This is a genomic window from Nocardiopsis gilva YIM 90087, assembly GCF_002263495.1.
Classification (GTDB): domain Bacteria; phylum Actinomycetota; class Actinomycetes; order Streptosporangiales; family Streptosporangiaceae; genus Nocardiopsis_C; species Nocardiopsis_C gilva.
In genome coordinates this window covers 3,443,534-3,460,419 of sequence record NZ_CP022753.1, presented here as the reverse complement: position 1 = coordinate 3,460,419, position 16,886 = coordinate 3,443,534, and the positions used below count along the sequence as shown (strand labels likewise).

Annotated in this window: 17 protein-coding genes and 1 pseudogene; 10 read left to right on the top strand and 8 right to left on the bottom strand. The window is 69.6% G+C overall.

Translation table 11 applies throughout. The annotated features are described in order from the left end of the window. The first annotated feature begins 35 nt into the window (after window positions 1-35). From CDO52_RS15735 to CDO52_RS15715, 5 genes and pseudogenes are all read left to right on the top strand, one after another. Entirely contained in the window at window positions 36-455 is a 420-nt protein-coding gene (locus CDO52_RS15735) for a hypothetical protein (protein WP_094932487.1), read from the top strand. A 141-nt stretch (window positions 456-596) separates the two neighbouring features. Next, the gene (locus tag CDO52_RS15730) at window positions 597-815 is read left to right on the top strand and encodes a hypothetical protein (protein ID WP_017621793.1); all 219 of its coding nucleotides are present in this window, start codon (window positions 597-599) and stop codon (window positions 813-815) included. A gap of 314 nt (window positions 816-1,129) precedes the next feature. Beyond that, window positions 1,130-2,434, top strand: a complete 1,305-nt coding sequence (locus tag CDO52_RS15725) for a purple acid phosphatase family protein (protein WP_017621794.1) — start codon at window positions 1,130-1,132, stop codon at window positions 2,432-2,434. 764 nt (window positions 2,435-3,198) lie between these two features. After that, window positions 3,199-4,932: a DEAD/DEAH box helicase gene (locus CDO52_RS15720; RefSeq protein ID WP_094932486.1), complete on the top strand. Its 1,734-nt coding sequence runs from the start codon at window positions 3,199-3,201 to the stop codon at window positions 4,930-4,932. A gap of 111 nt (window positions 4,933-5,043) precedes the next feature. Further along, a pseudogene (locus tag CDO52_RS15715) lies at window positions 5,044-5,864 on the top strand (IS5 family transposase). Between the two features lie 399 nt (window positions 5,865-6,263). Here the strand turns inward: CDO52_RS15715 and CDO52_RS15710 are convergent. Further along, window positions 6,264-6,722, bottom strand: coding sequence for a winged helix-turn-helix transcriptional regulator (locus tag CDO52_RS15710; RefSeq protein WP_017619129.1), 459 nt, complete (start codon window positions 6,720-6,722; stop codon window positions 6,264-6,266). Window positions 6,723-6,790: 68 nt separating this feature from the next. Here CDO52_RS15710 and CDO52_RS15705 point away from each other — a divergent pair, with 68 nt between their 5' ends. Beyond that, window positions 6,791-7,321, top strand: coding sequence for a PaaI family thioesterase (locus CDO52_RS15705; protein WP_051060776.1), 531 nt, complete (start codon window positions 6,791-6,793; stop codon window positions 7,319-7,321). 46 nt (window positions 7,322-7,367) lie between these two features. On the opposite strand, the gene CDO52_RS15700 is transcribed toward CDO52_RS15705, so the two are convergent. The 3 genes from CDO52_RS15700 to CDO52_RS15690 form a co-directional block, all read right to left on the bottom strand. Continuing rightward, a complete protein-coding gene (locus tag CDO52_RS15700) occupies window positions 7,368-9,005 on the bottom strand; it encodes an FAD-dependent oxidoreductase (RefSeq protein WP_017619127.1) in 1,638 nt (545 codons plus the stop codon). A 49-nt stretch (window positions 9,006-9,054) separates the two neighbouring features. After that, window positions 9,055-9,669 carry a TetR/AcrR family transcriptional regulator gene (locus tag CDO52_RS15695; protein WP_017619126.1) on the bottom strand — a complete coding sequence of 205 codons (615 nt, stop codon included), beginning with the start codon at window positions 9,667-9,669 and terminating at the stop codon, window positions 9,055-9,057. Window positions 9,670-9,805: 136 nt separating this feature from the next. Next, window positions 9,806-11,245 (bottom strand): FAD-binding oxidoreductase, encoded by a 1,440-nt coding sequence (locus CDO52_RS15690; RefSeq protein WP_094932485.1) that lies wholly within the window; start codon window positions 11,243-11,245, stop codon window positions 9,806-9,808. A gap of 225 nt (window positions 11,246-11,470) precedes the next feature. Here CDO52_RS15690 and CDO52_RS15685 point away from each other — a divergent pair, with 225 nt between their 5' ends. The 3 genes from CDO52_RS15685 (at window position 11,471) to CDO52_RS15675 (ending at window position 14,197) form a co-directional block, all read left to right on the top strand. Next, window positions 11,471-11,947 (top strand): cation:proton antiporter regulatory subunit, encoded by a 477-nt coding sequence (locus CDO52_RS15685; protein WP_017619124.1) that lies wholly within the window; start codon window positions 11,471-11,473, stop codon window positions 11,945-11,947. Between the two features lie 4 nt (window positions 11,948-11,951). Further along, a complete protein-coding gene (locus tag CDO52_RS15680) occupies window positions 11,952-13,124 on the top strand; it encodes a cation:proton antiporter (RefSeq protein ID WP_017619123.1) in 1,173 nt (390 codons plus the stop codon). A gap of 65 nt (window positions 13,125-13,189) precedes the next feature. Next, on the top strand, window positions 13,190-14,197 hold the full coding sequence (locus CDO52_RS15675; protein ID WP_198345737.1) for a helix-turn-helix transcriptional regulator: 1,008 nt from the start codon (window positions 13,190-13,192) through the stop codon (window positions 14,195-14,197). Here CDO52_RS15675 and CDO52_RS15670 read toward each other — a convergent pair. The 4 genes from CDO52_RS15670 to CDO52_RS15655 are packed head-to-tail and all read right to left on the bottom strand — an operon-like array spanning window position 14,176 to window position 15,933. Next, the gene (locus tag CDO52_RS15670) at window positions 14,176-14,517 is read right to left on the bottom strand and encodes a helix-turn-helix domain-containing protein (protein WP_083919902.1); all 342 of its coding nucleotides are present in this window, start codon (window positions 14,515-14,517) and stop codon (window positions 14,176-14,178) included. The two genes, CDO52_RS15675 and CDO52_RS15670, sit on opposite strands and share 22 nt — an antisense overlap. Before the next feature lie 38 nt (window positions 14,518-14,555). Next, window positions 14,556-14,750 (bottom strand): DUF1772 domain-containing protein, encoded by a 195-nt coding sequence (locus CDO52_RS15665; protein ID WP_094932484.1) that lies wholly within the window; start codon window positions 14,748-14,750, stop codon window positions 14,556-14,558. A gap of 10 nt (window positions 14,751-14,760) precedes the next feature. Next, window positions 14,761-15,351, bottom strand: a complete 591-nt coding sequence (locus CDO52_RS15660; protein ID WP_017619121.1) for an AAA family ATPase — start codon at window positions 15,349-15,351, stop codon at window positions 14,761-14,763. Window positions 15,352-15,378: 27 nt separating this feature from the next. Then, entirely contained in the window at window positions 15,379-15,933 is a 555-nt protein-coding gene (locus CDO52_RS15655; RefSeq protein ID WP_017619120.1) for a CGNR zinc finger domain-containing protein, read from the bottom strand. A gap of 91 nt (window positions 15,934-16,024) precedes the next feature. On the opposite strand from CDO52_RS15655, the gene CDO52_RS15650 reads away from it, so the two are divergent. Then, complete coding sequence (locus tag CDO52_RS15650) at window positions 16,025-16,846, top strand: alpha/beta fold hydrolase (RefSeq protein WP_017619119.1); 822 nt, start codon at window positions 16,025-16,027, stop codon at window positions 16,844-16,846. The last annotated feature ends 40 nt before the right edge of the window (window positions 16,847-16,886 follow it).

Genomic DNA, 16,886 nt, shown 5'->3' with positions numbered 1-16,886 from the left:
GCAAGAGGAAAGTCGCAGAACAGGAAGGTGAGCAAGTGAAGGCCACGCGGATCCTGGCCGCCGGTGCGGCGGCGGCAGCCCTGAGCCTGCTAGCCACTCCCGCGGCCAGTGCCGAGGAGCCCCAGCCTGAGTTCGACACCCAGGCGGCGGACGGCAAGCTCCACGGCTACTACGGCTTCAATCGCACCAACCACTGCTACGGCTGGGAGTCCAACGACAAGGACTGGGGTGTGTGCCGCAACCGGGTGTCGTCGTTGTGGAACAACGGCTACCCGGGCAACTACGACGACGTGTGGGTCTACTGGGGCCGCAACCACTCCGGTGCGCGCCGCGGCGTGTACAACGGCGTGGTCCTCAACGATCTCCGGAAATGGACCTACGACCCCGGCGGCGCCGGCGCCGGGGAGGCGCTGAACAACAACATCTCCTCCCACCAGTGGACCAACCTCCCGTAATCGGGTGTAGGCAGGTCCCACGGCCGCTGACCACCCCAACGTGCCGGTTCCAGCCAGAGAAACAGCCCGAGGGTGACGGGTGGCAGCGGCACCAAACGCCGACTCCACCCGTCCACCGGACAGAAGGAAGGACAGCAGGACATGCGCATCCTCAGCCATGCCGTCGCTACAGCTGTCGCCCTCGTGTTCGTCGGAGCCCTCGCGGGTACCGCGCAGGCCGCAGAGACCGAGGCGCCTGAAGCGGCGCTGAGCTGCATCCACAAACTGATCAGGGGCAGCGGTGGGCATCACGGTGCAGCCATGACCTGCCACGGCGGATCGTTCACCGGCGTCATCCTCGCCGGTGGCACGCCCACGTGATTCGCGGGGTCCACGTGCCCCGGCGCATGCCAGGTGAGCAAAGGACATGGTGATGTTCGCGGTCCTGTAGAGATCGGCCTGCCGGGTCGGAGGGTCCTCCGACCCGGCAGGCCCGCGCCGGGGCTACCCGCGGCACCGTTGGATCCTGGAGGTCTGTCAGCGCTCGTCCGCTGTGCAGGGCATGGTCGGCTGTCCGGACAGGGCGCCAGCGCGCCTGGCTTGGCAACCGCCCGTACCCGCCTGTTCACCTTTCGTTGTCATGGGGGAGCTACCGTCGTTTGGGTCCAAACCGTCATATATGCGGAAAGGCCCCCATGTCCGCACGAATCACCCACCCCCGTACCCCCGCACACCGAGCGCTCGCCCTGATCAGAGGCGTCACGGCCGCGGCGTTGGTGGCCGCCACCACCAGCGTGGCCGCGCCGCTCCCGGCTGCTGCCGCAGCCGCCCCCGAGCGGGTCACCCTCTCGCCCACCGCCGACCCCAGCACCTCGCAGACCGTCACCTGGCGCATTCCCAACGACGGTGCACCCGTCCTGGAGATCGCGCCCGCCGACGGCCCCGAACGGATCCGCCGCATCGAGGGCAAGCGCACCGGCGAAGCCTCCGGCGTCTACTACCGGGCCACCGCCGACGAGCTCGAACCCGGCCGCCAGTACCGCTACCGCGTCGTCGGCGGCGCGGCCGGCGACTGGCACACCTTCACCACCGCCGCCGACAGCGCCGACCCCTTCACGTTCCTCTACTTCGGCGACGTCCAGAACGACATCACGCGCGGCGCCGCCCCCACCATCAAGGCCGCCTTCGCCGACACCCCCGACGCCCGCTTGGCCCTGCACGCCGGAGACCTGGTCAATCAGGGCACTGACGACGATCAGTGGGACGAGTGGTACGACGCCTTCGCGCCCACCACCGCCGCCATCAATCAGGTGGCCGCCCCCGGTAACCACGAGTACTCCGGCTGGCGGCTCACCCCCCACTGGCCGCTGCAGTTTCCCGGCGCCGGAAACGGGCCCGACAACAAGGACCTGGACGGCACCGCCTACTACACCGACTTCCAGGGCGTCCGGTTCATCGCGCTCAACGCCAGCTACACCAACGCTCCCTGGTTCTCCTCCACCGACTGGCTGAAGGACCAGGAGCGCTGGCTGCGCGACGTCCTGGCGGACAACCCCAACCGCTGGACCGTCGTCACCTTCCACCAGCCGCTCTTCTCCAACAGCCCTAGCCGCGACAACGAACCTCTGCGCCGCCACTGGCTCGACGTCTTCGAGGACTACAACGTCGACCTCGTGCTGCAGGGCCACGACCACAGCTACGGCCGCGGCAACCTCGTCGCCAACCGCACCGATGACCCCGCTGTCCAGACCGGCCCCGTCTACGTCGTCTCGGTGACCGGGCCCAAGATGTACGACGTCAGCGACACCAACTGGGTCCGCAACGGCGCTGAGGCCCGCGTCCAGCGTGCCGACACACAGACCTACCAGGCCGTCACGGTCGACGGTGACCGGATGGACTACACCGCGTCCACCGCCGACGGCGAGGTGGTCGACGCCTTCACCATCACCAAGGGAGCCGACGGCAAGAGCGTTACGGACGCCTCCGCATCGCGCCACTAGAGCTCTCCCCGGCCGAACCGGGCCCGGCCTGCACGGGCTCGGGCGTCGTCGGCTTCGCACCACACCGCGACGCCCAAGCCGTCCGAGAACGTGGGATCACCCCTGCGCGTACGTCGGACTCTTGACCGACCGGATTCCTACGACCGCCGAGTCCACGACGGTGCTGTCCCCGGCTGTACGGCGACCGCTGTCGTCACTGCCCAGACCTAATCGGTCGCGCGCGGTGATGGCAGCGGTCCGCGTGATCGTCAGTCGGCGATCACGTTGTTTCGGCCGGCGTCAGGAGCTTGTGAGGATGACGACAGGCCAATCGAGCCCACCGGCCGCGGAACGTGCGCCGCGTCTGTGCCCGGAAACGTGGGCAATGACGCGATGAGCTGGTCCCCAGGGGGCGCGTGGATCGCCTACCCTGGAGTAGCAGCCGCCGGTCAGCACACCCTCCGCAACGAGATGGCCCCGACGCCGCCGCTTCCGTCTCGGGTCGGCGGGAGCGCGTCGGGTACGCGCGTCTGCGTGCCACTGTCGAGTTGGCCCGCATCGTCTGCGACCGTTGTTATGGCCCTGACTCGCCCTGCCGCCCGACCCGCCGAGAGCCGCCGACCTTCGACATGAAAGGCGCCCCACCGCGCCACCCGAGTCCTGGAACAGGCCCCGCCGCCGTGGCCACGTACCGGCATGCGCTCCGGCATTCCACCTCCGGCCCCCACCCGGACACGCACCACCGACCAGCATCACCCTGCACAAGCCGCACAAGGAGAAGAAACATGGCCCTCGTCCCCACCGACATGTCGAACGGCTTCGCCGACCTGCCGCTACGGCCGGAGCTGCTCGACGCTATCGCCGGACTGGGGTACGAGCAGCCCACTCCCATCCAGCGTGAAGCGATCCCGCACCTTGTCGAGGGCAGCGATCTGCTCGGCCAGGCCGCCACTGGCACCGGCAAGACCGCCGCATTCGCCCTCCCGGTACTCCAGCGCCTGCGCGCCGACCGCGACCGGAGCGTGCCCGTCGCACTGATCCTGGTCCCGACGCGCGAACTCGCCGTCCAGGTCTCCGAGGCAGTCGACAGCTACGGCCGCTCCCTGGGCGCGCGGGTGCTCCCCGTCTACGGCGGCACGCCGATCGGACGGCAGCTCCGGAGCCTTGAGCGCGGCGTCGACGTCGTGGTTGCCACTCCGGGCCGCGCACTGGACCACCTGCGCCGTGGCACACTTCCGCTGGACGCCCTTGAGATGGTCATCCTCGACGAGGCCGACGAGATGCTCGACATGGGGTTCGCCGAGGACATCGAGGCCATCCTGGAGGAGACGCCGCCGAACTGCCAGACCGTGCTGTTCTCGGCGACCATGCCGGCGCGCATCGACGCGATGGCTCGCCGACACCTGAGCGACCCCGTACGGATCCAGATCGCTCGTGAGGAGCAGGCCCCGGGCGAGCAGCCAAGGGTGCGTCAGGCCGCCTACGTCGTTCCGCGTGGATACAGATCGGCGGCGATGGGGCGTCTGCTGGACGCCGAGCGGCCCGCCGCCGCGATCGTCTTCTGCCGCACCCGCGAAGAGGTCGACCAGCTCACCAGCGCCATGAACGAGCGGGGACACCGTGCCGAGGCCCTGCACGGCGGCATGAGCCAGGAGCAGCGCGACCGCGTTATGGGGCGGCTGCGCGCCGGATCGGCCAATCTGCTGGTGGCCACCGACGTCGCGGCGCGTGGGCTCGACATCGACCAGCTCACGCACGTGATCAACTACAGCGTCCCCTCGGCACCGGAGTCCTATGTGCACCGCGTGGGCCGGGTGGGGCGGGCCGGTCGTGAGGGTGTGGCGGTCACGCTGATGGAGCCTCGCGAGCACCGCGCGCTCAAGAACATCCGGCGGACGACCGGCTACACGATCCCTGTGGAGGACGTGCCGACCGTTGCGGACATGCGGGCCCGGCGCCTGGAACTGACCCGCACCACTCTGTTGGAGAACCTGAGCGAGGACGGTGGACTGGAGGAGTTCCGTGCCATGCTCGAATCGCTCGGTGATGAGTACGACGCCGAGGCCGTCGCCCTGGCGGCGATGAAGCTCGCCCACGAGGCACTCCATCCGACGAGTGACGAGCGGGACATCCCCGCGGTCTCCCTCAAGCCGGATCCCGACAAGCGCGGCCGACGCGGCACGGACCGGCAGGCGGCGGACCGGCGCGGTGGCGCCCGCGGCGAGCGGCGTCCCCGTGGCGGGTCCGCGGGCGTGACCCGCCTGTTCGTCGGAGCCGGGCGCAGCGCGAAGGTCCGACCCCAGGACCTGGTCGGGGCGATCGCCGGTGAGGCGGGGCTTAGCGGACGCGACATCGGAGCGATCGAGATCGCGGACCGATTCTCGCTGGTGGAGGTCCCGGCGGCCGACGCCGACCGGGTCATCGCCGCGATGAAGGGCACCACCATCAAGGGGCGCAAGACCGTGATCCGCCGCGATGCCCGTCGGCCGGGATCCGCGGGAGAGCGCGTCGGCCGCTAGGGCCTGTTTTTTGAATCGGCGGGTGGAGTGGGGCTCGCGCTGGCAATCTTGGTGAGCGTGTCCGGCCGTCATGAACTCACCGATGCCGAGTGGGCCCTGCTCGCCCCGCTCATGCCCGACAACCCGCCCAAAGGCGGCCAATGGGCCGACCACCGCCGCGTCATCAACGCCGTGCTGTTCCGAACCCGCACCGGGATCCCCTGGCGTGACCTGCCCGAACGCTACGGCCCTGGGAGACCGCGGCCGGGCGCCACCGCCGCTGGTGCCTGGACGGCACCTGGCAAAGGATCGCCGACCGGCTGCGCATCGACGCCGCCACCGGAGAAGACCTGGTGGTCGGCATCGACTCCACCAGCGTGCGCGCCCACTCCCACGCCGCCGGAGCCGCGAAAAAGGGGAAGCGGTACGGGACGAAGCGGACGGCTCGGAAGCACTGGGACGTTCCCGGGGCGGGCTGACCACCAAGATCCACCTGATCGCCGACCAGCGCAGGCGGCCGCTGGTGACCGCGACCAGCCCCGGCCAGCGCGGTGACGCGCCCATGTTCGAGCCGCTGATGGTCGCCCTGCACCTGCCCCGCTCGGTCGGGCGCCCCGGACCAGGCCCGACCGGCTGCTCGCGGACAAGGCCTACTCCTCAGCGGCGATCCGCTCCCACCTGAGCAGGCGCGGTATCAAGGCGACCATTGCCCAGCCCGCCGACCAGCGGGCCAATCGCAGGCGCAGGGGATCGGCGGGCGGTCGGCCCCGGCTTTCGACCGGGGTGCCTACCGCGGCCGCAACACTGTAGAACGGGCGATCAACCTGCTCAAGCAGAACCGGGCCGTGGCCACCAGGTACGACAAGCGCGCCGCGATCTACGACGGGACCGTCCAGCTCGCCTCGATACGGATCTGGCTACGCGACCTCACCCGTTCGAAAAACACTGCCTAGGAGTACTGGGGAGGCTTTCTGTTGGGGGTGGCGGATCCGCCACCCCCAACAGAAAGCCCGCGACCGTCCCGGGTAGGGGACTCGCGGTCCCGTGGGAATCGACCATGGCATCGCGGCCACCGACGATCACCAGCCCGCGCATGGCCAGTCGGCGCAACGCCTCGTCGGAGACAATGGCCAGCCGCTGCGTGCGCAGCGTGAAGGGACCTGACACCACCATGAGGGAGCCGAGGGCGGCCTAGCCACAGGTTCCTCCGGATCCGCGCCGACCTACACAGCCCCTCAGCACCCGAACGGGCGGAGCTGCAACGCGTCGACCCTTTACCCCGTCGGCTGCCGTCCCAAGCCAAGGGGGCGGCGGTAGTCGAGGGCTGTTGTTCCGCACTTCGCGGATCCGGCTCAGCTCTCCCGCGGTGGACGGTGGCGGGGAACAGCACGGAGATCTTCCCCAGAGTCAGGCAGATGGTGGCCGTCTTCGCAGATCAGGGCCGTGCGGACCCGGGCACCGCAGTCCGCGTGATGGAGCTTGAGCGGCGGCCCCTCCGGCCCGGCAAGGTACCGGTCACCCCATTGCATAAGCGCGGTCAGTACCGGGCGCAGCTCGTGGCCGGCCTTGGTGAGCTCGTACTCGTACCGTGGGCGACGCCCCTTCTCGCGGTACTCCTCGCGCCGGAGGATGCCTGCGTCGACCAAGCGGCGGAGCCGCTCGGTCAGGACCGCGCGCGGCGCCCCGGTGTGCTCGTGGATCAGATCGAAGCGTCGCACGCCGAGGAAGACCTCCCGCAGGACCAGCAGCGTCCAACGTTCACCGACCACGTCCAGCGTGCGGGCGACCGAGCACACCCGGGGTTTGGGCATTCCATGTCCTCCCAAAAAATGCGATTACCTGGGTTCAATTTCTGAACTTAAATGCTACGCTCCTTCTCATGAGTAACCAAGACACGCCTGTGGCGCCAGAGGAATGGGGCGAGCCCCGGACCAAGACCGTGACGTGGCACGACCCGATCACCACGGCCAAGGCCGGGGCTGAGATGTCGGGCTTGGACTACCTGCGCGCCGTGGCGGCGGGCGAACTACCGCCCGCTCCCATCAGCCAGCTCCTCGGCGGGTTCTCCGGCATGACGGCCGAGAAGGGCGAGGTGACCATGGCCTGCACGCCCGACGAATCGGTCTACAACCCGATCGGCCTCGTGCACGGCGGTGTGGTGTGCACCCTGCTCGACTCGGTGATCGGCTGCGCGGTCCACACCACCCTGCCCGCAGGCTCCGGGTACTCGTCGATCGAGCTCAAGGTCAACTACGTGCGGCCGATCCACGCGCACACCGGTGAGATCCGCGCCCGCGGCTGGGTCACCAAGCCGGGACGGCGTGTCGCCTTCGGCGAGGGCGAGGTCACCGACGGCGCAGGAAAGGTTCTGGCCACCGCCTCTGGCAGCTGCCTGATCTTCGAAGGTTAGGACAGGGCCGGCCCGGTGGGCCGCCCAGGTCCCATGACGAGGCTGATCAGCCGGTCGCGCGCGTGGAGCCGAGTGCGTGCCTGAGCGCGTCATCGAGAGCGGAAACATCATGCGAACCGGTCGCCGCCGACGCGCGCCACGCAATGAATCCGTCGGGGCGGATCAAAACGGCTCCGCTCCCGGTGGTCCCGAACCGCGAGGGCCAGCGCCCCTCGCGGTCCCGGAGGGGCGGCGCCTCGGAGGGCACGCCGTCGCCGCCGCCGACACGGTAGGCCGTGAGCGGCACTCCGTCGCGCCGGGCGATGGTGCCGGCCGCCTCCACCCAAGCGACGCCGTCATCCCCGGTGAGCAGGACGAAGCCCGATGCCCACAGGTCCGCTGTCGCCAGTCGTTTCCCGTCGATGTCCAGCCACAGGTGCGGCGCCCGGGTGCCGGGCCGACCGGTCGGACTCCTGGGGTCCTCAAAGGGCTCATGGGCGGGTCCGGGAGCCCCGTCGGCGGGGTAGCGGTAGCCGAACTTGAGGGTGACCTCGTCGATCAGCTCGATCTCCCCGACTTCGGGAGGAACATCGGCTCCGAACCACTCCCGCCCGGTGGCCAGGGCCTGGTCGACGGTCAGTTCGGCGACCGGACGCCGTTCGGTCTCGTAGGTGCCCAGAAGTGCCGCGTCGGCCCAGCCGCCCAGGACGTAGCCGAGTTTCCACGCCAGGTTCGCCGCGTCCTGGATGCCGGTGTTCGCGCCGTAGGCTCCGGCCGGAGGCATGACGTGGGCGGCGTCCCCGGCCAGGAACACCCTGCCGTCGCTGAACCGCTCCGCCACAGCGGCGCTGGCCTGCCATGCCTGGACGCCGAGTGGTTCAACCGCGAGGTCCGGTAGGCCCGCGGCGGCTCGTGCCAGCTCCACACAGCGTTCACTGGTGAACTGGTCCGCGCTCTCTCCCCGATCGGAGCGGTAGGGCACATACAGCGACAGCATGTCCCCGGTGACACGGACCATCCCGGAGAATTGTGGATTGTCCACCTGGCAGATGACAAAACGCTTGTCGCGCAGTGCTTCGCCGAGGTCGGCACGGACCATGATGCTCACGACGTCCTCCAGCACGCCCAGTCCCGTCCTCCCGATTCCCAGTCGAGTGCGGACTGAGCTGTTGGCTCCGTCGGCCGCGACCAGATAATCGGCGAGCACCGTCGAGCGAGTGCCGGTGGCACGGTCGGTCAGGATCGCGGTCACGCCGTCTGCCTGACGGGTGAACGACGTGAGTTCGGTGCCGAATCGGAGGTCGGCCCCGAGTCGCTCGGCGTTCTCGCGGAGCACGGGTTCGAGCCGGTCCTGGGACAGGACCATGTCATCGCACGGACCGACATCGGAGAACCCCTCCTCTGCCCGTCGCGCGTTCGGCGGATGCAACCAGTGGTACTCAGGGCTCGTCAGGCTCTCAGCCCACAGCAAACCCGAGTCGGTCAGCTGCCAGGGGTCGGCCGCGCGCACGGCGTGCTCCACCCCCGCCGCTCGGAACAGCTCCATGGTGCGCGCGTTGTATCCGGGGGTCCGAGGATGGATGGAGGTGCCGGGGTGGCGTTCGGCGAGCACGACCTCGACGCCGTACCGGCGGAGGAAGAGGGCGATACACAGACCGACCAGGCTTCCGCCGACGATCACCACCTGTGTTCGTTCATGGGACATGTCGTCATCTCCTTGCCTCCGTGGGCGCACCGGCGGACCCGGCGCCCACTCAGTCGGCTGGTGACGGAGCGATCGGGGACAGCAGCAGGTCGAGCTCGATGGCCAGACGTCCGTCCACCCCGGAAGGCATGGGCGGACGCATGACCATTCCGAGCACGAGGTACATGACCATGCCCGCGACCGTCTGCGCGTCGAGGTCGGCGCGGACGCGGCCGTCCCGCTGGCCGGCGTCGAGCCAGCCCGCGATCGTGCGGTGCCAGTCCTCGTGCCAGCGCGCGAGCATCGTGCGCACCGCCGGGTCCTCGCGTGAGATCCAGGTCATCTCGTGGAGCAGCCGGAAGTGGCCCGGGTCGGCCTCCGCTTGCTGGGACAGGCCGGTGAGCATCGTCCGCAGCCCCGCCAGGCCATCCGCCCAGTCGGCCTCCAGCCGCAGCGGGGCCAGCATCCGTTCCCGGATCGTGTGCTCCAGGACGGCTCGTACCAGGTCGTCCTTGGTGGGGAAGTAGTAGTGCAGGGTCGCGACCGTGATACCGGCCTCCGCGGCGACGTCGCGGGTCCGTGCACCAGCCAAGCCGGAGCGGACCATCGCGCGGTAGCCCGCCGCGATGATCCGCTCACGGCGCTCCTCCGACCGGGGCCCTGGCTTCGCCCGCTTCGCCGTCACGCTGCCCCTCCTCGATTTCTATCAATTGATAGAAAGCTAGATCGCCCGGGGCCGGATGTCAATCAACTGATAGAAAATCCATGGGGCCCTGGGGGCGGCCCTCGGCACAGAGGGCGCCGAGGCGGACCCCTGCGGGTCAGCGTGAGCCGACCTCCATGACCGGACGGAGGTTGTGGTTGATGCGGAACGTGTTGGCCGGGTCGTAGTGCGCCTTGAGTTCGGTGAGACGTGCGTAGTCCGCCGACTCGTAGCAGGCTCGAACGCGTTCCGGTGCCAGACGCTCGCCGTGGCCGAAGACGAAGTTCAGGTTCGTACCCATCGTCTGCGGCGCGACCTGCGTCAGCACCCGCTCGTGGAGCGGCCGCACCACCTCCGGGTCACCCAGCGGGGACAGGATGCCCACGAGGTAGCGGGCGTCGCGGTGCCCAACCGCGTTCGGGGTGGACGGCGGCCGCGACAGCGCCCCGCCGAGGTGGCGGATCGCCAGGACGCACATCACCGGCGCGTCCGGACCGGTCAGGTCCATGAGCGGCCGTACCACCGCGGCGTCGATCCCGCTGAGCAGGGCATTGTCCCCGCAGTAGGCGTGCGGCGTGGTCGGCTCCTCGTAGATGGAACCCGACTCCGCGTAGGGCATCTCCGCCAAAGTGTCCTTCAGTCGCGGTCCGATCGCGCGCAAAGGCGCCACCAGCCGCTCGCCTTCGGCGGCGTCGCCCGTGTAGGCGATCCCAACCTGGGCCACGTAGCGTCCCCGCAGGTGGTCGGGGAGCTGCGGAATGTCGGGGTAGACCACCGTCGCCACCGACGAGGTCAGCTCCTCGGGAAGCGACTGGGTCCACTCCAGGTAGGTGCGCAGCACGTCCTCGACCCGGTCGCTGTCGAATACCAGGCTGCCGCCGTAGATCCGGTCTACCGGCACAAGGTCGACCTCCAGGCCGGTCACCACACCGAAGTTGTCCCGTCCTCCGCGCAGCGCCCAGAACAGGTCCGGATCGCTGTCGGCCGTGACATGGCGCAGGCGGGCGTCGGCGGTGACGACGTCGATGGCGCGAACGTGGTCGGCCGCGTAGCCGTAGCGGCGGGCGAGCAGGCCGAGTCCGCCGCCGAGGGTGTAGGAGACCGCGCCGACGTTCGGGCCCGAGCCGTTCAACGGAGCCAGACCGTGGCGGGCCGCCTCGGCGACCACCCGCTTCCAGGGCACGCCCGCCTCCAGCCGCGCCGTGCGGGCTTCGGCGTCCACGTGCACACCGTCCATGCGCTTGGTGGTGATCAGGACCCCGCCCTCGGCGGAGAACGGTGCTCCGTGCCCGGAGGCCTGGACTCCGACGGGCAGGTCGCGCGACGCGGCGTACTCCACCGCCGCCCGCACATCGTCGGCACCGGTGGCGCCTACGACCACGCTCGGCCGCTGCTGGAACGCCGTCTGGAAGCCGGAGCACTCCTCGATGTAGCCGACGTTTCCGGGCCGCAGAACCGGACCGCGCAGTCGGTCGGCCAGGGTGTCGACCGTCGCGACTGCGCCGGACGCGGCGGGCGTGGCGGGGGTGCGGGAGGCGGTCCCCGGGTGGTGTGTCATCAGTGGAATTCCCCGTGTCTCGTGTTCATGAGGCAGGCCGACAGGCCGCGCCGACACGTCCGTCCGGCGCCGCCGGCCACCTCGACGGTCGTGCAGAGAATCCCGTCTTAACTTGCCAACCACGGTCATGTTTTCCGACGGTTGGCGACCAACGGTCGGTTCGGGAACGCTCACACTTTCGCGTGGGCACGTGAACGGCGAAGGAGTGCCGGACATAATGGCAGGATGGATGTGACCGAGGTCCTGCTGCCCGGCGTCGGGGTGCGCTACGAGTTCACCACCGCCGAGGGCAATCGGATCGGCATCATCGTCAGTCGCCGAGGCGATGTCGAGCTCGTCTCCTACGCCGCGGACCCGGATGTAGGACAGCCGGTGTTCCGCCTGACCACCGAGGAGGCCGACACTGTGGCCGAGATCCTCGGGGCGCCGCGGATCACCGAACGCTTCGCCGACCTGAGCAAGGAGATCCCGGGGCTGAGAGCCGAGGATCTTCCCGTGGCCGTCGGCTCACCGTTCGTCGGCCGCCGACTCGGCGACACCCGAGCCCGCACCCGAACCGGCGCGTCCATCGTGGCAATCGTCCGCGGCGACGACGTCATCGCCTCGCCAGGACCCGACGAGGTCCTGCATTCCGGCGACAACCTGGTAGTCATCGGTACCCAGGAGGGGATCGCGGGCGTGAACGCCATCCTGAAGGGCTGACCGCTTGCCCGTTCTCTACGCGCTGCTACTCGAGCTCGGCATCGTCCTCGCCGTCCTCAGTGTGCTCTGTGCGCTGGCGCGCAGGTTCGGCTACTCGCCCGTCCCGCTGTACCTGCTGGCGGGCCTCGCGCTCGGTCAAGGCGGAGTCGCTCCGGTTCCGGCGGCCGGACTGTTCGTCGAGATCGGCGCGTCGATCGGGGTGGTCCTGCTCCTGCTGACCCTGGGCCTGGAATTCTCGGTGGCCGAGTTCTCCACCAGTATCCGCACCCACGTCCCCTCCGCCGCGGTGGACTTCGTGCTCAACGCCGCTCCCGGCGCGATCGTCGGCTGGATGCTGGGGCTGGGGTGGGTCGGCAGCATGGCGCTGGCCGGGGTCACCTGGATCTCCTCCTCGGGCATCATCGCGCGGCTGCTGGGGGACCTGCGGCGGCTGGGTAACCGGGAGACGCCCTCGGTGCTGTCGATCCTGGTGTTGGAGGACGTCGCGATGGCGGCCTACCTGCCGCTGCTGGGGGTTCTGGCCGCGGGCGGCTCCTGGTGGCACGCTCTCCTGAGCGTCGGGGTCGCGTGCGGTGCCGTTGCTCTCGCCTTCGCCGCCTCCCACCGGCACGGCGCCCGCCTGATCCGTTTTCTCGACACCGCCGACACCGAGCAGTTCCTGCTGCGCCTGCTCGGCCTGACCCTGATCGTGGCCGGGGCCGCCGAGCTGGTGGAGGCCTCTGCCGCCGTGGGCGCGTTCCTCGTCGGCCTCATCCTCACCGGCCAGGTCGCCGATCGCGCGCGCCAGGTCATCGCCCCGCTGCGCGACCTGTTCGCCGCCGCCTTCTTCCTCACCATCGGCCTGACCATCGACCCGCGCACCCTGCCGCCCCTTCTTCCCATCGCGTTCGGGCTCGCCGTGGTCACCGCCCTCACCAAGGTGGGCACCGGGTGGTACGCGGCAAGGCGGGACGGGGTCGGCCCGCGCGGTCGGCTGCGCGCCGGGGCGGTACTTATCGCGCGTGGCGAGTTCTCGATCATCATCGCCGGGGCGGTCATCACGTCCACCGATGGCATCATCGGCCCGCTGACCACCACCTACGTGATCATCCTGGCGGTGGTGGGACCGATCGTCGCCCGCCTCGTCGACCTCATTCCGCACCGGGCCGAACCGGAGCACCGCGCCGAGGGTGTGTGAAGCGGACCGGATCGACGGCGGGGTGCGGGCCGATAACCGGACATCGGCTGTCGTATTCATGGCGCATGCTGGAGCGCGTGAAGGCCGATCGACTCCTGTCCATCCTGCTGCTCCTGCAGACCCGGGGGCGCGTCCCCGCGACCGAGCTCGCCGAGCGCCTGGAGGTCTCGCCGAGGACGATCTACCGCGACGTCGACGCGCTGTCGGCGGCGGGTGTCCCGGTGTACGCCGAGCGCGGTAGGAACGGCGGGATCGCCCTCCTCCCCGGGTTCCGCACCGACGTCACGGGGCTCACCTCGGATGAAGCGCGGGCGCTGTTCGTCCTGGCGGCGCAGGGCGCACACACCGCCCTCGGCCTGGACAGGGCCCTCGGATCGGCACTGCGCAAGGTCATGGCCGCTCTACCCGCGCCCCACCGCCCCGCAGCCGAACTCACCAGCCGACGCATCCTCGTCGACCCCGACCGGTGGATGCGTGGGCCGCGTCCCGGTGTTGACCTGGACACCCTGCACACGGCGGTCTTCGCCGACCGCCGGCTGCGCCTCCGCTACCGCCACAGCGGCGAGACCCGTCCGCGGACCTACACCGTGGACCCCTACGGCCTGGTGGCCAAGGCCGGGGTCTGGTACCTGGTCGCCGACCGGCGAGGGAAGCCGCAGCCGTTCCGGGCCGATCGGGTAGCCGCCGCGTCCGTCACCGAGGCGCCCGTGCGGCGGCGGGAGGGCGTGGAGCTGGAGGAGGTGTGGGCGGCACTGCGGAACGAGGTAGAGAACCGATCGGAAGGCGTCCGCATCCAGGCGCAAATCCGGCGCTCCCGGCTGGACCTGGCCGTCCGCATCCTCGGCTCGCCGCCTCTGGTGTCCCTCCCCGAGCTGCCAGATCTGAATGAGAACGGGGTTCCCGATCCGGACGAGTGGGTCCCCATCGAACTCACGTACCCCGTCCTCGGCGGAGTCCGCCAACTCCTCCAGTTCGGCGCGAACCTGGAGGTCCTGAGTCCACTCGAAGCACGCGACGAACTACTTCGTGGCGCTGCTTCGATATCGGCACTCTACGCAGGATCAGACCAGTGACCTGAGCGCTTACTGTGCCCTGAGGCCGCATGTGGGGCGAACGCCACCACAAGGTCGGCATCCAGAGCTGCGGCAAGTCTGTCGAGCACGCGAATGGTCGGCACCCCACCGCCTTCCTCAAGGCGAGAAATTACAGGTTGAGTCATGCCGGCGCGGCGAGCCAACTCCGTCTGCGAGAGCCCAAGCTCAAGGCGCCGTGTCCGAATAGCCACTGCCAAGTCGTACGCACGTCGCGCCTCGTCTCGACCAGCTTGAACCTCGACGGTGTCACGTCCGCTCAGCGTGGGTCCGGCGCCCCAGGCGTAGTGGTGATCGCTCATGTTCCTATCTTGCTCGTGAACTTGGGAGTTGGGGGAAGTCAGCTACCTCCGTAGAGCACTAGGGACCAGACGAGGCACGCGAAGGAACCCGCTGATGCCACCGCACGGACAATGTTCCAGCGCACCCACGTTGCCTCGAAGTGATCGCGGACCGATGCGACGTCGTCGACCTGGTTCGGCGTCCCGGCCGAGTCGAGGGTGTTGTTGAGGGGGACGTTGACCGCGAAGGTGATCGGGTCGGGGTCAGTCGAAGCGGATGTGGCGCAGCGTGGTCCACCAGCGTTGTGCCCGTCGGGTCAAGGCGTTCCCGGACTCCCGGGCCAGGTTGAGCCCGGTCGTGTCGGCGATGGCCTCGGCGACGGACGCGATCGAGAGCTGGTCGGTGTCCAGATGTGTGGCGAAGTCCGGCTCCCGCAGTGCGGTCAGGCAATGCTCCAGCCGCCTGGCCGCGAAGCTTTCCCGCCCTTCGCCCCGTGAGTGGATCCGGCGCATCAGCGTCTGGGGCGATGTCATGAGGGAAACATGGCGGACCTCGTGTCCCGACGCTTGGAGCCGTCCGAACATTTCCCGGTGGTACTCCGGAACGACAATCGTCATGGGCACGATGACGGTCCCGTCGAACTCACGCAGGAGGCCGTCCAGGACCTCGTGGACCCCCTGCCGCCACGCCGCGATGTCCTGGAAGTCGCCGCGCCGTTCGCGGGGGAGCATGCGGTGCAGTCCGAACCCGAGGTGCTCGGGGTCGCAGACGAAGCTTCCGGGCAGGCGTCGGTGCAGCTCGAAGGCGGTCTGCGTCTTCCCGGATCCGAAAGCCCCGTTGATCCAGATGAGCATGTCGGGAGGCTACCGGCCCCGGCCGGGTCAGTGGGCGGGGCGGCGGCTGCGGTAGGTGCGCATTTTGTGGCGGGCGCCGCAGATGTCCATCGCACACCAGATGCTGTTGTTGCCGGGGGAGCGGTCGTAGTAGACCCATCGGCACTCAGGAGACGCACACACCCTGAGCCGGGGGCGGCGCCCGGCGAGTTCCTCTTTGGCGAGGGTGGCCAGGAGCGAGCCGATGAGGGCGGTGGTTGCGCTGGTTCTCTCGATGGTGGGAATCTCCGGCTCGCCGTCCCGTCCCCATTGGGGTGGGAGGAGGGCCGCGCGGGCGTGGGCGTTGAGGATGTCGCGCGCGGACGCGGCGTGCTCGCCGCTCTCGCCTGCGATGTGCTCTCGCAGGGCCTCGCGGACCCGCACCAGTTCGCCGAGGGCGGGTTCGTCCAGGTCGCCGACGTTCGACCAGCCATGGGCACGCAGCCAGGCGCGGGCGGTGTCGGGATCGGTGAACGCGTCCTCGTCATAGAGGAAGCGGGCCGAGTTGCAGAACGTCTCGATCCGTTCCAGAGCGCCCGGAGCCGCGGGTCGTGTGTAGGGCATGAGCCAGAGGTTACTGGCGTGCTCGCTATGGTGGTAACGTCTGGCGTTACCGACAATAGTCATTAGTCGGTAACGAAAGGAGTGTTCCGGAATGGATCACGTGCTTCCCGAGCGCTACGAGACACCGCACGGCACCGTCCACTGGGCATGTCACGGCCAGGGCAGCCCCGTCGTGCTCCTCCATGGGACGCCGTTCTCCTCCTACGTGTGGCGCGATATCGCCGCGGCACTGAGCAGGCGGCACACCGTCTACCTCTGGGACATGCCGGGCTACGGCAGCTCAGCGAAGTACGAGGGGCAGGATGTCTCCCTGGCCGCCCAGCAGTCCGTCTTCACCGCGCTGCTGGCCCACTGGGGCCTGGACCGCCCCGCCGTCATCGCCCACGACTTCGGCGGGGCGGTCGCGCTGCGCTCCGCGCTGCTGGACAGCGCCCGCTACGACCGCCTCGCCCTGATCGACGCGGTGAGCCTGCGCCCCTGGGGTAGCGAGTTCTTCCGTCTGGTCAACCAGCACGCTGAGGTCTTCGCCGCGCTCCCCTCGCACCTCCACGAGGCGCTGGTCCGCAGCTACATCGCCACGGCCAGCCACCCCGGTCTGCGCGCCGACGTGCTGGAGGCACTGGCCGCCCCCTGGCTCGGCGACGAGGGCCAGCCAGCCTTCTACCGGCAGATCGCCCAAGCCGATGAGCGGTTCACCGCAGAGGTCGAGGACCGATACCACGAGTTGGCCTGTCCCGTCCTCGTCGCGTGGGGGAGGGAGGACGGCTGGCTCTCGCCGGACCACGCCGCACGGCTGGCCGAGCGGATCCCGCAGGCACAGCTGCGGTGGATCGACTCGGCCGGTCACCTCGTCCAGGAGGACGCTCCCGCGCGGGTGACGGGGCTGATCACCGATTTCCTCTCCGGTGAGTGAGAGTGGCCGGGGCGGTGCCGCACTCCCCAGCGCCATGACG